The 15057-nt window shown below is 64.6% G+C and carries 10 protein-coding genes; 9 read left to right on the forward strand and 1 reads right to left on the reverse strand.

Annotation, left to right across the window (positions count from 1 at the left end; translation table 11 throughout):
• The first annotated feature begins 62 nt into the window (after positions 1-62).
• Positions 63-2837: a caspase family protein gene (locus WHT83_RS16355; protein WP_406871762.1), complete on the forward strand. Its 2775-nt coding sequence runs from the start codon at positions 63-65 to the stop codon at positions 2835-2837.
• 303 nt (positions 2838-3140) lie between these two features.
• Here WHT83_RS16355 and tssH read toward each other — a convergent pair whose 3' ends face one another.
• Positions 3141-5909 carry a type VI secretion system ATPase TssH gene (gene tssH / locus WHT83_RS16360; protein ID WP_406873997.1) on the reverse strand — a complete coding sequence of 923 codons (2769 nt, stop codon included), beginning with the start codon at positions 5907-5909 and terminating at the stop codon, positions 3141-3143.
• A gap of 268 nt (positions 5910-6177) precedes the next feature.
• Here tssH and tssA point away from each other — a divergent pair, with 268 nt between their 5' ends.
• Genes tssA through tagH form a run of 8 tightly spaced genes read left to right on the forward strand, consistent with a single transcriptional unit; the run spans position 6178 to position 15054 of the window.
• The gene (tssA, locus tag WHT83_RS16365) at positions 6178-7341 is read left to right on the forward strand and encodes a type VI secretion system protein TssA (RefSeq protein WP_406871763.1); all 1164 of its coding nucleotides are present in this window, start codon (positions 6178-6180) and stop codon (positions 7339-7341) included.
• Positions 7342-7347: 6 nt separating this feature from the next.
• Positions 7348-7887, forward strand: coding sequence for a type VI secretion system contractile sheath small subunit (gene tssB, locus WHT83_RS16370; protein WP_108608125.1), 540 nt, complete (start codon positions 7348-7350; stop codon positions 7885-7887).
• Positions 7888-7891: 4 nt separating this feature from the next.
• Positions 7892-9394 carry a type VI secretion system contractile sheath large subunit gene (tssC, locus tag WHT83_RS16375; RefSeq protein WP_108608124.1) on the forward strand — a complete coding sequence of 501 codons (1503 nt, stop codon included), beginning with the start codon at positions 7892-7894 and terminating at the stop codon, positions 9392-9394.
• Between the two features lie 24 nt (positions 9395-9418).
• Positions 9419-9898 (forward strand): type VI secretion system tube protein Hcp, encoded by a 480-nt coding sequence (locus WHT83_RS16380; RefSeq protein ID WP_108608123.1) that lies wholly within the window; start codon positions 9419-9421, stop codon positions 9896-9898.
• Positions 9899-9928: 30 nt separating this feature from the next.
• On the forward strand, positions 9929-10645 hold the full coding sequence (gene tssE / locus WHT83_RS16385) for a type VI secretion system baseplate subunit TssE (RefSeq protein ID WP_406871764.1): 717 nt from the start codon (positions 9929-9931) through the stop codon (positions 10643-10645).
• 1 nt (position 10646) lies between these two features.
• Positions 10647-12521 carry a type VI secretion system baseplate subunit TssF gene (gene tssF / locus WHT83_RS16390; protein WP_406871765.1) on the forward strand — a complete coding sequence of 625 codons (1875 nt, stop codon included), beginning with the start codon at positions 10647-10649 and terminating at the stop codon, positions 12519-12521.
• Complete coding sequence (gene tssG, locus WHT83_RS16395) at positions 12485-13546, forward strand: type VI secretion system baseplate subunit TssG (RefSeq protein WP_406871766.1); 1062 nt, start codon at positions 12485-12487, stop codon at positions 13544-13546. Before tssF ends, tssG begins: the two co-directional genes overlap by 37 nt.
• Positions 13543-15054 carry a type VI secretion system-associated FHA domain protein TagH gene (tagH, locus tag WHT83_RS16400; RefSeq protein ID WP_406871767.1) on the forward strand — a complete coding sequence of 504 codons (1512 nt, stop codon included), beginning with the start codon at positions 13543-13545 and terminating at the stop codon, positions 15052-15054. The genes tssG and tagH overlap by 4 nt, the downstream gene beginning before the upstream one ends.
• Positions 15055-15057: the final 3 nt, after the last annotated feature.

Genomic DNA, 15057 nt, shown 5'->3' on the forward strand with positions numbered 1-15057 from the left:
CTTGCCAAGCCTGTAAATGCTGCAATCCTAAAGGGAGGCAGTCAATGGTATGCGAGGGCTGCTTGCCTGCTCGCAATTCTGGCATTGCCGCGCGATTGGCTGGCGCGATGGTCGCTTGCGGCCTCGTTCTGCTGCTGGCCCTCGGTTCCGTACTGGCTGCCGACGGTGTCTCGGGCCGCCGCGCAGCACTGGTCATCGGCAATACGGCCTATGAACATCTGGCAAAACTTCCGAACGCGACAAACGATGCCGACCGCATCCGCGACGTGCTGGAGCGCGCCAATTTCGAAGTCACGCTCGGCAAGGATCTCGACAAGAAGGGCCTGGAGGAAACCATCCTCGGCTTCCTCAGGACGCTCAACGACGGCGACGTCGCGCTGTTCTACTACAGCGGCCATGCCGTCCAGGTTGGCGGTCACAACTTCATGCTGCCGGTCGATGCCACCCTGGCGACCTCCTACGATCTCGAGGTCCAGGCCTACAACATGTCGAGCCTTCTAGAATACATGCGCGAGACGTCGTCGCTACAGATCGCGATCCTCGACGCCTGCCGCGACAATCCCTTCGCCAACAATTCCTATTATGTCGGCCAGGCCAAGGTCGCCGTCGAGGGCAAGAAGGGGCTTGCCTCGGTCGCGCCCCAGGACGGCACGCTGATCGTCTATTCGACGGCTCCCGACCGTGTGGCGCTCGACGGCAATGACGGCCTCAGCCCGTTCACCGGCACTTTCGCCGAATACGCGCTCAAGCCCAATGTCGAGGTCAGGAAGCTGCTCAGCGACATCCGCGCCGAGGTCATCAAGCGCACCGACGGACGCCAGACGCCGTGGGACGCTTCGAGCCTCACCTCATCCTTCTTCTTCGTAACCCGGCAGAACCTCTTGATTATCGAGGATATGCGCGAGGTTCGCGTACCTCCTGCTCCCAAGGAGGTCGCCCTGCGCATCTCGCCGCCGATCACCAGCGGCAATGCCGAGCTGACGATCAGCTTCACCAAGCTGCCCGACCAGGGCACGCTCTGGCTCGGCGACCAGCAGCTCAGTCTCGACAGCAAGATTTCAGCCGACCGCATCGAGGAGGTCATGCTCAAGCCGGCCTCCGCCGAGATGACCGGGGACGAAGTGCGCTATACCGTCACCACCGACAGTGGCCGCAGCGCCAGCGGCATCGTCCGCGTCGTCGTCGATGCCCAGGCGGTCGCCGAGGCACCCGTCAAGCCGGCCCTGGCCATCCAGCCGGGCGAAGAGCCGAAGCCGGCGCAGCCCGAACAGGCAAAGCCGATCCTCGTCGCCATGGCCTCCGACATCGGCACCGGCTTCGCCGCCATGCCCGAAGAGGTCGTGCGCTCCAGCGCCCCGACCGGCTGGCTCCGCCTGGAGAAGCGCGATCCCGAGACCCAGGTGGCGGTCGACGGGCAGATCGTTTCCGAAGGCGACCTGATCAAGGCCGAGGACATCACCAAGCTGCGCATACGCCCGTCCCTGAAGGTGGTGAGTGCGTCCGAGAGCGAAGCGCCGGTGGCCGAGACAGTCGCCATGGCGCCCCAGACGAACACCGGCAAGGCCGACACCAGCACCGACACCATGGAGGTCAAGCCGATACCACTGCCCGCCGACAAGGCGCCAGCCAAGCCATCGGTGCGCACCGTCGTGCTGATGCCTGCGTTCAAGACGGTTGCGCCGGCGCCGATCACCATCAACGTCGCCGTCTCGGTCAATGAATGCGACACCCTCGCCGCCGAACCGCTCGACGTGCAGGCCGTGGCCGACGGCAAGCTGCCCAACGACATCGACGTGCCCAAGGCACTGGTCGCCTGCAAGGCAGCCGTCGACCAGCATCCCGAGGTGGCGCGGTTCAAGTATCAATATGCCCGCGCGCTCTATGCCAACGGCGATTTCGGTTCAGCTTTGACAGAACTCAACGCAGCCAACGACGCCGGGCATGTGCGTGCGGCAGAACTGCTCGGGCGCATGTATCAACTAGGCGCGGCCGTCGAGCGCAATCCAGTACGTGCGATCCCGCTTTTCGAAACTGGAGCGCAAAGAGGTGATCCTTACTCGCAATACTCGCTCGGCCGGGCACTGGTGACAGGGCGTGGAGCTAAAGCCGACGTCGAGCGTGGCATGTCACTGCTGGCTAGCGCCGCGGAGTCCGGCCACACCTATGCGATGAACCAGCTTGGATGGGAGTATCATGTTGGCGAGCATGTGAAGAAAGACGACGCTCGGGCTCTGAGCTTCTTCACGGAATCGTCCGGACGTGACGACATTTACGGGATGGTAAACCTCGGGATCCTCTATCGCGATGGCGCCGGGGTCCCGCAAGACACGGCGCGGGCGACCGAGTTGTTCGAAAAAGCGCGTGCGAATGGCCACCCATATGCTGGCAGGCTTCTTGGCCGGATGGCGGTGAAGAACAATAGCGCAGATGCATCCACTCTCGCTGCTTGGTATCGGGAAAGTGCGGACCGTGGCGATGGTTGGGGTGCTCTGTTTGCAGCCGAGCTGCTTAGGGACAACCCGACGTTGCAGAAAGACGACGGCGAGATGGTTCGCCTCTTTGCACTCGCCGCTTCCTATGACGCCCCTGACGCCGCGGCTGAAGCCAAGGCGGGACTGAGCAAGATCGGCAATCGTGACGTCGGCAAGCAGGTGCAATTGGCGCTCGGGCGCATGGGACAGGATATCGGAGATGTCGACGGTGTGCTCGGCGCACGCAGTCGCGAAGCAGCCGCCACCGTCCTTGGGGGCGACGCACCTCGCGAGCCACGAGAACTCCTCGTCGAACTCCTTCGCAAGGAGTGGCTCGACTCCAGACCGCGCCTTGACATGCTGTGACGACAACAGGGAGACCCGACATGCGATCGCATACCATCAGTCTTCTTATGGCGACCGTGCTTCTGCCCTTGAGCGGCTGCGGTTCATTGATGAAAGTTGAAGAACCGGTTGCAGTTCAACCCGTGCAGGTCAAGAAAGCGGCGCCCGTAAGGAAGGCCGCGGTCGCAGCCCCAGTCCAACCAAGAGTTGTCCAAGTCCAGCCAAAAGTTGTCAAGAAACCTATCACCCCCGCTGCGAGTGAGCGTAGCGACAGGGGCGAAGGTGGTGGTGGTTGGTAATAGCGTTCGGCGGGGACGTCCGCCCCTACCCAAATTCGTAGCTGAACCCCTCGCCTGACGCGCCGACGGTGACGCGCGTCAGCTTCTCGCCGTCGAGCGAGCGGTTGAGCACGCCGCGGCTCAATTCCGGCAACAGCGTATTGGTCAGGATCGCATCGATCATGCGGCCGCCGGATTCGATCTCGGTGCAGCGTGCCTTGATCAGTTCCATCACGCCATCGCCGATCACCAGCTCCGCGCCGTGGCTCGTCTGCAGCCGGCGCGCGATCTTGCCGAACTGGTGGCGGGTGATCGCCTCGATCATGTCGCCCGACAGCGGATAATACGGGATGGTCACGACGCGGCCGATGAAGGCAGCGGGGAATACCTTGAGAAGTGGCGCGCGCAGGGCCGCGTCGAGGTTCTCGACCTTCTCGCGCAACTCGCCGCCCTTGGTCTTGGCCATGATGACTTCCGAGCCGACATTGGAGGTGAGCAGGATCAGCGTGTTCTTGAAGTCGATCCGCCTGCCCTCGCTGTCGTCCATCATGCCCTTGTCGAAGACCTGGAAGAAGATCTCGTGCACGTCGGGGTGCGCCTTCTCGACCTCGTCGAGCAGGATCACCGAATAGGGCCGGCGCCGCACCGCCTCGGTCAGGATGCCGCCCTTGCCATAGCCGACATATCCGGGCGGTGCGCCCTTCAGCGTCGAGACGGTATGCGCCTCCTGGAACTCCGACATGTTGATAGAGATCAGGTTCTGCTCGCCGCCATAGAGCGTTTCGGCCAGCGCCAGCGCTGTCTCGGTCTTGCCGACGCCGGAGGGGCCACAGAGCAGGAACACGCCGACCGGCTTTTCCGGAGCGCCCAGGCCCGCCCGGCTGGTCTGCACGCGCTTGGCGATCATCTCCATGGCGTGGTCCTGGCCGACGACGCGCTCGGCCAGTGTCTGCGCCAGCCGCAAGGCCTTTTCCGTCTGGCTGGAGAGCATGCGTCCGGTGGGAATGCCGGTCCAGTCCTGCACCACCGCCGCCACCGCGTTGCGATCAACCGAGAGCAGGATCAGGGGCGTCTCGCCCTGCGCCTCGGCCAGCACCGCCATCAATTCCTTGAGCCGCGCCAAGTCGGCGGCAGGATCGGTCGGCTCTTCGGCTACCGCTTCGGGCTCCGCAGGCTCGGCCTGAACCGCATCGTCATTGGCCGCAACCGGCTCGGCGTCGGCGGCGGGCTGTTCCTCCACAGCCGCCTTCGCGGCAACCGGATCGAGCGCCACGCCCTGGCCCCGTAGCCTGGCGCGCAACTCGAGAATCTCCGCGACGACCTGCTTTTCCCTGTCCCAGCGCGCCTGCGCGGCAGCCAGCGCCGTATCGGTCTCGGCCAGGCCCGTCTCGACGCGTGCCTTGCGCTCCTCGACATCGATGCCGATCGCCGCTTCACGGCCGATGATGCCTTGCTCGACCTCCAGCGCCTGCCGGCGGCGCATCAGGTCCTCGACCTCGCCCGGCCGCGAGTGCTGGGAGATCGCGACGCGCGCACAAGAGGTGTCGAGCAGGCTGACCGCCTTGTCGGGCAACTGCCGAGCCGGGATGTAGCGATGCGACAGCTTCACCGCCGTCTCGATCGCCTCGTCGAGGATCTGCACCTGATGGTGCTTTTCGAGCACGCCGGCGATGCCGCGCAGCATCAGGATGGCGGCTGCCTCGTCGGGCTCGTCGATCTTGACCACCTGGAAGCGCCGGGTCAGCGCCGGGTCCTTTTCGATATGCTGCTTGTATTCGGCCCAGGTGGTGGCGGCGATGGTACGCAACTCGCCGCGCGCCAGCGCCGGCTTGAGCAGGTTGGCCGCGTCGCCCGTGCCGGCAGCACCGCCCGCCCCGATCAGCGTGTGCGCCTCGTCGATGAACAGGATTACCGGTGTTTCGGAGGATTGCACCTCGTCGATGACGGCCTTCAGCCGCTTTTCGAACTCGCCCTTGACGCTGGCGCCGGCCTGCATCAGCCCGACATCGAGCATGCGCACGCTGACGCCTTCCAGCATCGGCGGCACGTCGCCTTCGGCGATGCGCAGCGCAAAGCCCTCGACCACCGCCGTCTTGCCGACGCCGGCTTCACCGGTCAGGATCGGATTGTTCTGCCGCCGACGCATCAGTATGTCGACGATCTGGCGGATTTCCGGGTCGCGGCCGACGACGGCATCGATCTTGCCGTCGCGCGCCCGCTGGGTCAGGTCGGTGGCGTATTTCGCCAGCGCCGACTCCCCGCCCGGTGCCATGCGCCGCGGCGTCTCGGCTGAGGGTGCCGTTGCTGCCGTGCCCGAGCCCTCCAGCGAGCCGTCGACCACGTCGGCGAAACGCGAGATCACTCCATCGGCATCGATCTTGTCGAATTCCGTGCTGATCTTCGACACCAGCCCTTCCAGCACCGGCACCTTCAGGCAAGCGAGGATGACATGGGCGCTACGCACTTCCTCGCTGCCGAATTCCAGCGTCGCCAGGTTCCAGGCTTCCTGGATGGCGTGGAAGATATGGTCGGAGAACTCCTCGATCGAGGTCGCGCCATAGGGCAGCTTGTCGACGGCGCGTGTCATGTCGCCCGCCACGCGCGCGGCATCGATGCCGGCGTCGGCCAGGATCATCTGCACGTCCGAGCGATCCGAAAGCACCAATTGTTCAATAAAATGAACGAGTTCGACGTAAGGGTTGCCACGCAGCTTTGCCGCGTCGGCCGCCGCCTTGAAGGCGCGCAGGCAGGTGGGATTGAGCTTGCCGACCAGTTCCTTGCGCTTGAAGCCCTGGGACGACCTGCGCTGCTGCATGCCCTTGGGTTCCATGGAGTGTCTCCAATGCCCGGACTGCGTTCCCGATAACTTGCCACACAAACCGCGACTTGACAAAGCGGTGCGCGGCCTCGGCTGGCGGGCGTCAGCCCATGCGCCTGGAACGACCGTAACAATTCGCGCGACCGTGGTCACTAACGCTTAAGGGCTAGCTTCGTCCAACTTTGAGCGCTGCCTGAATTGTGCTAAACCAGAGTGGAGTGAAATACCGGCGACTTCCGTCCTTCAGTTTGGCGTGGGGGGGTGCGTGGTTGATCTTGCTCTCTGGCTCAACCCTTTGAACGGTGAAAACCCGTCGGGGGAAGATTTGCGCAACGATCCGCGCTTTCACGAGCTCGAGCGCCTCGCCGTGCCGCAATCCGATGTCGTCCACGACGAACGCAACAGGCCCTCGGCGGAAGTCAGCATTCCCGTCGACTGGGACGTCGTTCTCGAGAAGGCCGACGAACTGCGCAACCAGGGACGCGACCTGCGCCTTCTGACCTTGGTCACGCGCGCCCTGGCCAATTCCCGCGGGCTCGCCGGGCTGGCCGAAGGCCTGATGCTGATCGCGCGGACCTTCGACGCCCATTGGGAAACGATGCACCCCGCCTTGCGGCCCAATGCGCCGCCACGCGACGCAGCCCTGCGCCGCATCAACGCCGTGCTCGACCTGCAGAACGGCCAGGAGGGCCTGCTTGCCGATCTCAGGAAGACGGTGTTTTTCGCCCCGCGCGGCTTCGGCCCGATCTCCGGCCGGGAACTTGAGCAAGGTGCGCTTGACGATCGCGTCATGCTGCAGGAAGCGGCCCAGGGACTGAACAACGCCGAGCGGGCAGCGCTCTCCACCGCGCACGAGCAATTGTTGACCAGGCTGCGCAGCGCCTGTGCCGCGCAAGCCGATCAGGCGGGCGCCGCCATGGAGCAACTGGTCGCCGATGCCCGCGCGGCGGGCGCAGCACTTGCTGCCATCGACACCGCACTCAACAAGCGCCTGGAAAGCACGGGGCCGACCGTTCCCGACCTCAAGAAGTTTCTCGACAGGATGCTGGCCACGCTCGAGCGTGGGTCGGCCGCGCGCCCGGCGCCCAACGGCGCGGCGAAGCCCGAACTCACCCAGGCAACACCGGTCGCCGCGCATCCCAACGGCCACGCGCCGGAGCCGGTGGCCAACCATGCAGGACCGACCATGGCCCTCCCCGACCGCCTCACTTCGCGCGACGACGTCGTCAAATGCCTCGACCTTGTCGTTGCCTTCTACGACCGCACCGAACCGTCGAGCCCGATCCCGCATCTCGCCCGCCGCGTGCGCCGCATGGTGCACATGGATTTCGTCGAGCTGATGGAAGATCTCGCCCCCTCGGGGCTCAAGGAGTTCCGGCTCCTCGCCGGCGTAACCGACAAGAAGACGCCTCAGAAGGATGAAAGGTAGCCAAGCATGCCAGCCGAAAGCAAAGCTAAGGTCATCGAGCGAAATCGCGCACCGCGCGTGCAGATCGCCTATGACGTCGAGACCTACGGCAGCCCGACGACCATCGAACTGCCTTTCGTGATGGGCGTGATGGCCGATCTCGCCGGCTCGTCGCAGACCAAGGAGGCGCAGAAGACGGTCCTCGACCGCACCTTCGTCGAGACCGACGCCAACCGTTTCCCGCGCTTCATGGAAGCGCTTGGCCCACGAGTGAAGGCGCGGGTCAAGAACACCCTGCCCCAGGCCGAAGGCGCCGAGCGCGAGGAAGAAATGGCGGTCGACCTCACCTTCTCCAAGATGGGCGACTTTGCGCCCGACAAGATTGCCGAGCAGGTTCCGCAACTGGCCGAGATCCTCAAGATGCGCCGTCAGTTGGAGGAGTTGCTGGGCTTCATGGACGGTCGCGCCGACGCCGAAAAGCGCATCGCCCAACTGCTGAACAACGAGCCTCTGCTCGGCCAGATCGCCAGCCAGGCGCTCTCCGACAGCGACAAGGTCGAGGAATAGAGCCATGGCCGAACAGCAAAAGAGCCCAACGGTCGCCGAGGCAGAGGCCATCGACCTCGGTGAATTCAGCGACCTGCTGGAGAAGGACTTCAAGGTCAAGAAGGACGATAGCGAGAAGCTGCAGCAGCTCGTCCGCAATCTCGCACTCGCCGCGCAGTCGCGCTCCGACACGACCACCATCTCGTCGAACGCGATCAAGTCGATCAAGTCGCTGATCTCGGGCATCGACAAGATGCTGACCGTCCAGCTCAACGAGATCCTGCACGCACCCGAAGTGCGCGAGATGGAAGGCACCTGGCGCGGCCTCTGGTACCTCGTCAACAACACCGAGACCGACCAGAAGCTCAAGATCCGGGTGATGAACATCTCCAAGGAGCAGCTGGCCGATACGCTGGAAGATTATGAGGGCCAGATGTGGGACCAGAGCCCGGTCTTCAAGAAGGTCTACACCGACGAATATTCGATGTTCGGCGGCGAACCGTTCGGCTGCCTGATCGGGGCCTACGAGTTCTCCAACCACCCGCGCGACGTCGGCTTGCTGCGCAACCTCTCCGGCGTCTGCGCCTCCGCGCACACGCCTTTCATCGCTGCGGCCTCGCCACGCCTGTTCCGCATGGACAGCTGGCAGGAACTGCCCAACCCGCAGGACCTGCAGCAGATCGTCTCCAATCCGGCCTATGCCTCGTGGCAATCGCTGCGCGAGAGCGAGGACGCCCGCTATATCGGCCTTGCCATGCCGCGCGTCCTGGCCCGGCTGCCCTATGGCGCCGACACCGTACCGGTGAAGGGTTTCGCCTTCGAGGAGGAGGTCCAGGGCGACCACCACAAATACGTCTGGATGAACGCCGCCTTCCCGATGGGCGTCAACATCAACCGCAGCCACAAACTGTTCGGTTGGGGCACCCAGATCCGTGGCGTCGAGAACGGCGGCACGGTGATCAACCTGCCGGTGCACAGTTTCCCGACCGACGACGGCTCAGTGGCGATGAAGTGCCCGACCGAGGTTGCCATCGACGACCGGCGCGAAGCGGAACTCGCCAAGCTCGGACTGATGCCGATCCTGCATCGCAAGAACACCGATCTTGCCGCCTTCATCGGCGCCCACTCGCTGCAGGACGACGAGACACGGGCTGGCCGACTGGTCGATCCGGATGCGCAGTCCAACGAACGGCTGAGCGCCAACCTGCCCTACCTGTTCCCGGTGTCGCGTTTTGCCCACTATCTCAAGGCGATAGCGCGCGACAAGGTCGGCTCGTTCAAGGAACGTTCCGACATGCAGATATGGCTGACGGAGTGGATCAACCGCTACGTGCTCGCCAATCCGGCCTTCGCCGACGACAAGGCCCGCGCCAAGCGTCCGCTGGCCGCGGCCGAGGTCCAGGTCGACAGCGTCGAAGGCCGGCCCGGCTACTACAACGCACGTTTCTACCTGCGCCCGCACTACCAATTGGAAGGAATTAACGCATCGCTCCGGCTCGTGTCGGAGCTGCCTTCGGTCAAGTCCTGAACTGTTCAGTAACGGAGAGAGACAATGGCATCGGATGACGATCTCAGAAAAGCAACGAAGATCGACGGCTTCCTGAAGGTTCCAGACATCAAGGGCCCGAGCACCCGCGACGGTCACGACGAAGAGATCGAGATATTCAACGTCGCCTTCAACATGGTTGCGCCATTCGATCCCAATTCGCTTTCGCGCAAGGGCCGCGTCGCCCTGGGCACCGTAAGCTGCTCCAAGGACGTCGACATGTCGTCGCCCTACCTTGCCAAGGCATGCCATGAGAACAAGCAGTTCGACGAAGTCGTGATCTCTTGCCGCCGGACCATCGACGGCGAGACGAGCGACTATTTCGTCGTCACGATGAAGGAGGCCTCCGTCGTTTCCTACGGCTTCGGTGCCAGCACGACCAACAGCGACACGCTCGAGGACTTCGTGCAGTTCGCCTACAAGACGATCGAGCTGGTCTACGATACCGACCATACGCAAGAGATGAGCGTTGCAACCGGCTTGTGAGGCCCCGCATAGACGCCTTGGTGCTGCATGATGAAGGCCAGTGGAGTTCAGCAAGCAAGGCGAGAGGCGTCGCAGCCGTCGCTATGGGACCGGCTGGTAAACGACCTGCCGGGACTGAGCTCGGAAATCGAGGGGCTGCGTCAGTCGTTGGACAACGAACTCGGCGGCGAGCGGGTAGATGCCCTGCTCGCCGGGACCGCGCGCCTGATCGATTCAGACCCCGACCTGACCCCGGATCACAAGCAGCGCCTGCATAGGCTGGTCTTCCAGAACCGCAACAGGGTCGAACTTGAAAGCCGGGGGATCGTCGTCTCCGCACGCGTGCTGCGCGAGGCGGTGCGTCGCGACATCGAAGCGCTCTTCAACACCGAGCGCTTCGAAGCCCTTCCGCTGCTGTCCGACCTCGAGGAGGAGCAGGTCTCCGATATCCGCTTGAACCTCGAAGACTTTCCGGAAGTGCGGCGCAGCGTGGTCAACTATGGCGTGCCGTCTTTCTCCGGCCGCTCGTCGCGCGATTTCGATCGCGATGCACTGGCCCGCGAAATCAAGACGGTTCTCGGCAATTTCGAGCCGCGTCTGAAGGAAAGCGCGACCAAGGTCACCGTCACCCTCAACGACAAAAGCATGGGTATCAAGATCGAAATCGACGGGGTCCTGATCATGACGCCGACGCCGGAACGGCTGCGGCTTAGGACCACGATCAACCTCGACAACGGCTTGGCGCGGACCGAATACGGCGAGGCATAGAATGGATCGGATCTTCCTGGAGTATTACGAGGAGGAGCTGACCCACATCCGCACGCTTGCAGCGGAATTTGCCGACATGCATCCGGCGGTTGCGCGCAATCTCTCGCTCGACACCGCACCTTGCCCGGACCCCTATGTCGAGCGCCTGCTGGACGGCGTCGCGTTTCTGGCGGCGCGCACCAGGCTGAAGGTCGATGCCGAGCGCTCCAGGTTTGCGCGCAGCGTGATCGACGTCCTCTATCCCGACCTGCTGTCGCCAACGCCGGCAACGGCCATGGCGGTGCTGAAGCCGGGGCAGCAGGTCCAGACCATGAATGCCGGTCACCTCGTCAAGCGCGGCACCCGCCTCGTATCGAGCCTGCAGCCGGGCCTTTCCACGCGCATGACCTTCACCACGGCGCAGGACGTCACGTTGTGGCCGCTGGAAATCGCTTCGGTCGGCTACTACCAGGACCGCAGTGCCCTTGCAGCCGCCGGCATAACGGCGCCCGCCGGTGTCGCCAGCGAAGCCGCGCTCCGCATCACCATTGCCCGCACCGGCAAGGGCAAGCTCAGCGAACTGGCGCTCGATCGGCTCGACCTGCATTTTGCCGGCCGCACCAAGGCAGCCCTCTTGTTCGACACGATCTTCGGCGTCTGCACTGCCGTCGGTGCGCGCCAGGCAGGCAAGCAGGGCAGGCTCGCACCGCTGCCCGAGCCGCAAATGGTCGGCATAGGCGACGCCGAGGCGCTGATGCCCCGGACGCGTCCGACATTCGAGGGTTATCGTCTCCTGCGCGAATATTTCATGATGCCGGAGCGTTTCCACTATGTCCGTGTCGCTGGACTCCAGCCCGTCATTCGCAGCTGTGACGCCGGCCTCGACATCATTTTCCTGCTGCGGCGGGCGGCGCCGGAACTCGCCGATCTTGCGCCTGCGGATTTCGAGCTCTTCGCCACCCCGCTGATCAACCTGTTCGAACGCGAGTGCAACGTCATTGAACTCGACGCGCGCCGGACCCGGCAGGTGCTCTACGCCGATCGCACCCGGCCGCGCGATTTCGAAATCTATCGCATCACGCATGTCGAGGATGCCGAAGCCGAAGGTGCCGATGCTGAAATCCCGGCCCTGTTCAGCCTCGGCCAGAACAGGGGCAATGGCTGGGTCTACTCGACCGAGCGCCGGCCTCGCCGCGCGACGGAGGATGAGCGGCGCGAGGGGATGACGCGCACGACCTACACTGGCGACGATGTTTTCCTCGCCATTTCGCGGCCGGTGGGCATGCCTACGGGCCGGCCGCTCAAGCGTATCGAAATCACCGCGCTTTGCACCAACAGGGATCTGCCGATCCTCGACGACAATCCGTCACTGTCGCTGGAAAGCGGTGACCCGGTCGAGACGATCAGGTTGCTCGGCGCCCTGCGTCCCCCGCAGAATTCCATTCCTGCCGCCCTGCCCGCCGGCGCGGACTCGGAATCCCGTGCCGACGAACTGGCCTGGCGGCTCGTCGCCCAGCTGTCGCTCAACTTCCTGAGCCTTGCCAAGGACGGGCGTGGCGTCGATCCGCTGCATGCCTTGCTCGACCTCTATGCCGACCGCGGCGATCCGGTGCTTGGCCGCCATGTGCGCTCCATCGTCCGCATAGACTCGCAGCCGGTGGTCGAGCGGCTGGCGATACCGGGGCCGATGTGTTTTGGCCGCGGCACCGAGGTCATGCTCCACGTCGACCAGTCCGTCTTGTCAGGGCAGAGCTCGCTTCTGCTGTCCGCCTTGCTGGCCCGGCTGTTTGCCCGCCATGCCGGCATCAACGGGTTCGTGCGCACCCGCACCCGACTGCTCCAGAGACAGGAGGACGTGCCATGGCCGATGACGCCCGGCAACCGCTTCCTGATCTAGAGGCCTCCGGCGTGCCGGCCGACAGCTACGATTTCTTCGAGCTGCTGCGGCAACTCGAACGCGACAACCGGCTTTTCGGCCACTCCGGGCGTCTCGATCGGGAGCCGGCACGGCTCGGCCAGCACGTGCGCCTCGGCTTTTCCACCCAGGACGTGGTCAAGTTCCAGCCGGCCACTGACAAGTCCCCGGCGCGCGTCACCGTCTCCAATCTCGGTCTGCTCGGACCTGAAGGACCGCTGCCGCTGCACGTGACCCGCTGGGTGCTCGACCGGCTGTCGCAACGCTGGTTTGTCGGCGCCGACGCGCATCAGACCAGCGACACGACATTCGTCGATTTCGTCAACATCCTGCAGCATCGGATGATTGCCCTTTTCTATCGCGCCTGGGCGGACGCGCATCCCGGTGTGCAGGTCGAGCGTGCCGTCGGCGGCCGTGTTCGCTCGATGATGGAAGCCATGGCCGGCATCGGCCTTCCCGACACCCACAATGCTGCCGATCCGGATCTGGATGCGGTCAAGCTGCGGCAGGCCGCGGCCCTTGCCAGCCAGGTCGACGGGCCGGAGCGGCTCACCCTGTTCGTCGCCGAAGCCTTCAATGTACCTGTCCGGCTGAAGGAGTTCGTTGCGTCATGGCTGGAGATCCCGGCCGCGTTGCAGACCAGGATTGGCCAGGCCAGCGCAGCACTGGGCAGGAGCGCGACCATCGGGCCGCGCAGCTTCAGCCGCCAGAACCGGGTCGAATTGCGCATCGGACCGCTCGACTTCGAAACCTACCGGGCATTTCTGCCCGGCAGCAAAAGGCTGGTGGTGCTGAAGCGCGCCATCCGCGACCTCCTGGGCGAGTTGCTGGACGTCGATCTCCGCATCGTTTTGGCGCGCAAGGAGGTTCCGCCGGCGCGCCTGGGCTCCGCGCAGCTCGGCCGAACGGCGTGGCTTGCGCCCCCTGCGGAAAGAGACGATGCTGAAGACATGCGCCTGCGGACAATCGTCGGCTGGCGGCCAGAAATGGCGGGAGTCGGGGCATGAGCTTGCTCCTCACGCTTGAGCAGGGACCGCGCGCACAAGCGGTGCGCCAGTCCCGGCTGGACAAGGGTGAACTGGTGATCGGTCGCAGTCCTGAGGCGGGCTGGCAGATCGACGACCCCGACATGTTCGTCTCACGCGCCCACTGCCGCATAACAGCCGAAGAAGACGGCTATTTCGTCATCGACACGTCGAGCAGCGGCCTGTTCATCGACGATGCAGGCGCCCCGCTCGGATCAGGCAATACGGCGCGCCTCCGGCACGGCATGCGGCTCCGGCTGGGCGATTATGTCGTTGCTGTCGAACTGCAGCCTTCAGCCCAGCCGTCGGCGCAAAAATCATCGCCCTCAAGGACGTCGACGCCTCAACCGCCGCAACCAGCGGCGTCGCGTGTACCGGCCAGCATGGGCAGCGACGATTTCTTTTCGCTCAAGACCGACGAGGAGCCGCAACGGCCGCGCCCCGCCGAACTGCCCAATCCGTTCGAGCAGCCCCAAGCCGGAGCCTTCCGCGCCTACGAACGTGGCGACAAATCCGAACGCAGTTCGCCGGCATTCGACGACCCCTTCAGCCTCGATCCGGTGTCCACCCCGGTGGCGAACGGGCATCCGGACGAAGCCAGGAACGGCACCTCCGCCTTCGCCGACCCGTTCGGCTTTGCATCCGTCGAAGCTCCACCTGCAGCAAAGGAGCCGGCGCGCCAAGCAGAGCAAACGTTTGATGCCGGATTCGATCTTCCCTCTCCGCCGATAAAGGCTGCGCATGAGTTGCCGGTCAGCGAGAAGCCGGACAGGGCGAAAGAGAACGCGCAAGAACACAGGGCTTCCGCTCCGGCGCCCCGGGATGTGCCGCCACGTCGGGTCGACGCGCCGCCGCCGCCTCCGTCGCTTCGTGCCCGCGAGAGATTGCACGCAACCCCGCCACAGGCTGCCCTGCCATCCGACAGCGCCCTTCGCGCCGCGTTCCTTCGCGGCATCGGTCTCGATCAGGGCGATGCTTCAGGCCGGGACCCGATTGCCGAGATGGAGAAGTTCGGTCGTGAATACCGCTTGATGCTCGAAGGCCTGATGCAGCTGCTGCGCAAGCGGGCCGAGGAAAAAGGCAATGCCCGCATCGAGCAGACAGTGGTCGGCTCTTCGGAAGTGAACCCGCTCAAGTTCCTGCCCACCGTGGACGATGTTCTGGCAACCATCCTCGCCGAGCGCAGCCCCGGCTTCCTCGCCGGCGAGCCGGCGATTGCCGACGCCATCCGCGACCTCGCCCACCATCATGTTCGTGCCTGGCGCGGCCTGCAGGGCGCGCTGCGCCATATGATCGACCGCTTCGATCCCGTCGCACTCGAAGAGGAGCTGAAATCGAGTTCGTCGATCGAGACGCTGCTGGCCGGCGGCCGCGGCGCGAAGCTCTGGGATCTCTACAAGAAACGCCATCGCGAAATCGCCGTGAGCGCCGAGACGCGCTTCATGGGTGAGATCGGGGCCGATTTCCGCAACGCCTACGAAGAGGAGTGACGC

It is taken from the genome of Aminobacter sp. P9b (genome assembly GCF_045345995.1).
Taxonomy (GTDB): Bacteria; Pseudomonadota; Alphaproteobacteria; order Rhizobiales; family Rhizobiaceae; genus Aminobacter; species Aminobacter niigataensis.

Bases quoted from the DNA above. Each gene is read 5' to 3' on its own strand.
- tssB (WP_108608125.1), top strand. From the start codon at position 7,348: ATGCCAGCCGAAAGCAAAGCTAAGGTCATCGAGCGAAATCGCGCACCG.
- tssF (WP_406871765.1), top strand. From the start codon at position 10,647: ATGGATCGGATCTTCCTGGAGTATTACGAGGAGGAGCTGACCCACATC.
- tssE (WP_406871764.1), top strand. From the start codon at position 9,929: ATGAAGGCCAGTGGAGTTCAGCAAGCAAGGCGAGAGGCGTCGCAGCCG.
- tssG (WP_406871766.1), top strand. From the start codon at position 12,485: ATGGCCGATGACGCCCGGCAACCGCTTCCTGATCTAGAGGCCTCCGGC.
- tssC (WP_108608124.1), top strand. From the start codon at position 7,892: ATGGCCGAACAGCAAAAGAGCCCAACGGTCGCCGAGGCAGAGGCCATC.
- tssH (WP_406873997.1), bottom strand. From the start codon at position 5,909: ATGCAGCAGCGCAGGTCGTCCCAGGGCTTCAAGCGCAAGGAACTGGTC.
- tagH (WP_406871767.1), top strand. From the start codon at position 13,543: ATGAGCTTGCTCCTCACGCTTGAGCAGGGACCGCGCGCACAAGCGGTG.
- WHT83_RS16380 (WP_108608123.1), top strand. From the start codon at position 9,419: ATGGCATCGGATGACGATCTCAGAAAAGCAACGAAGATCGACGGCTTC.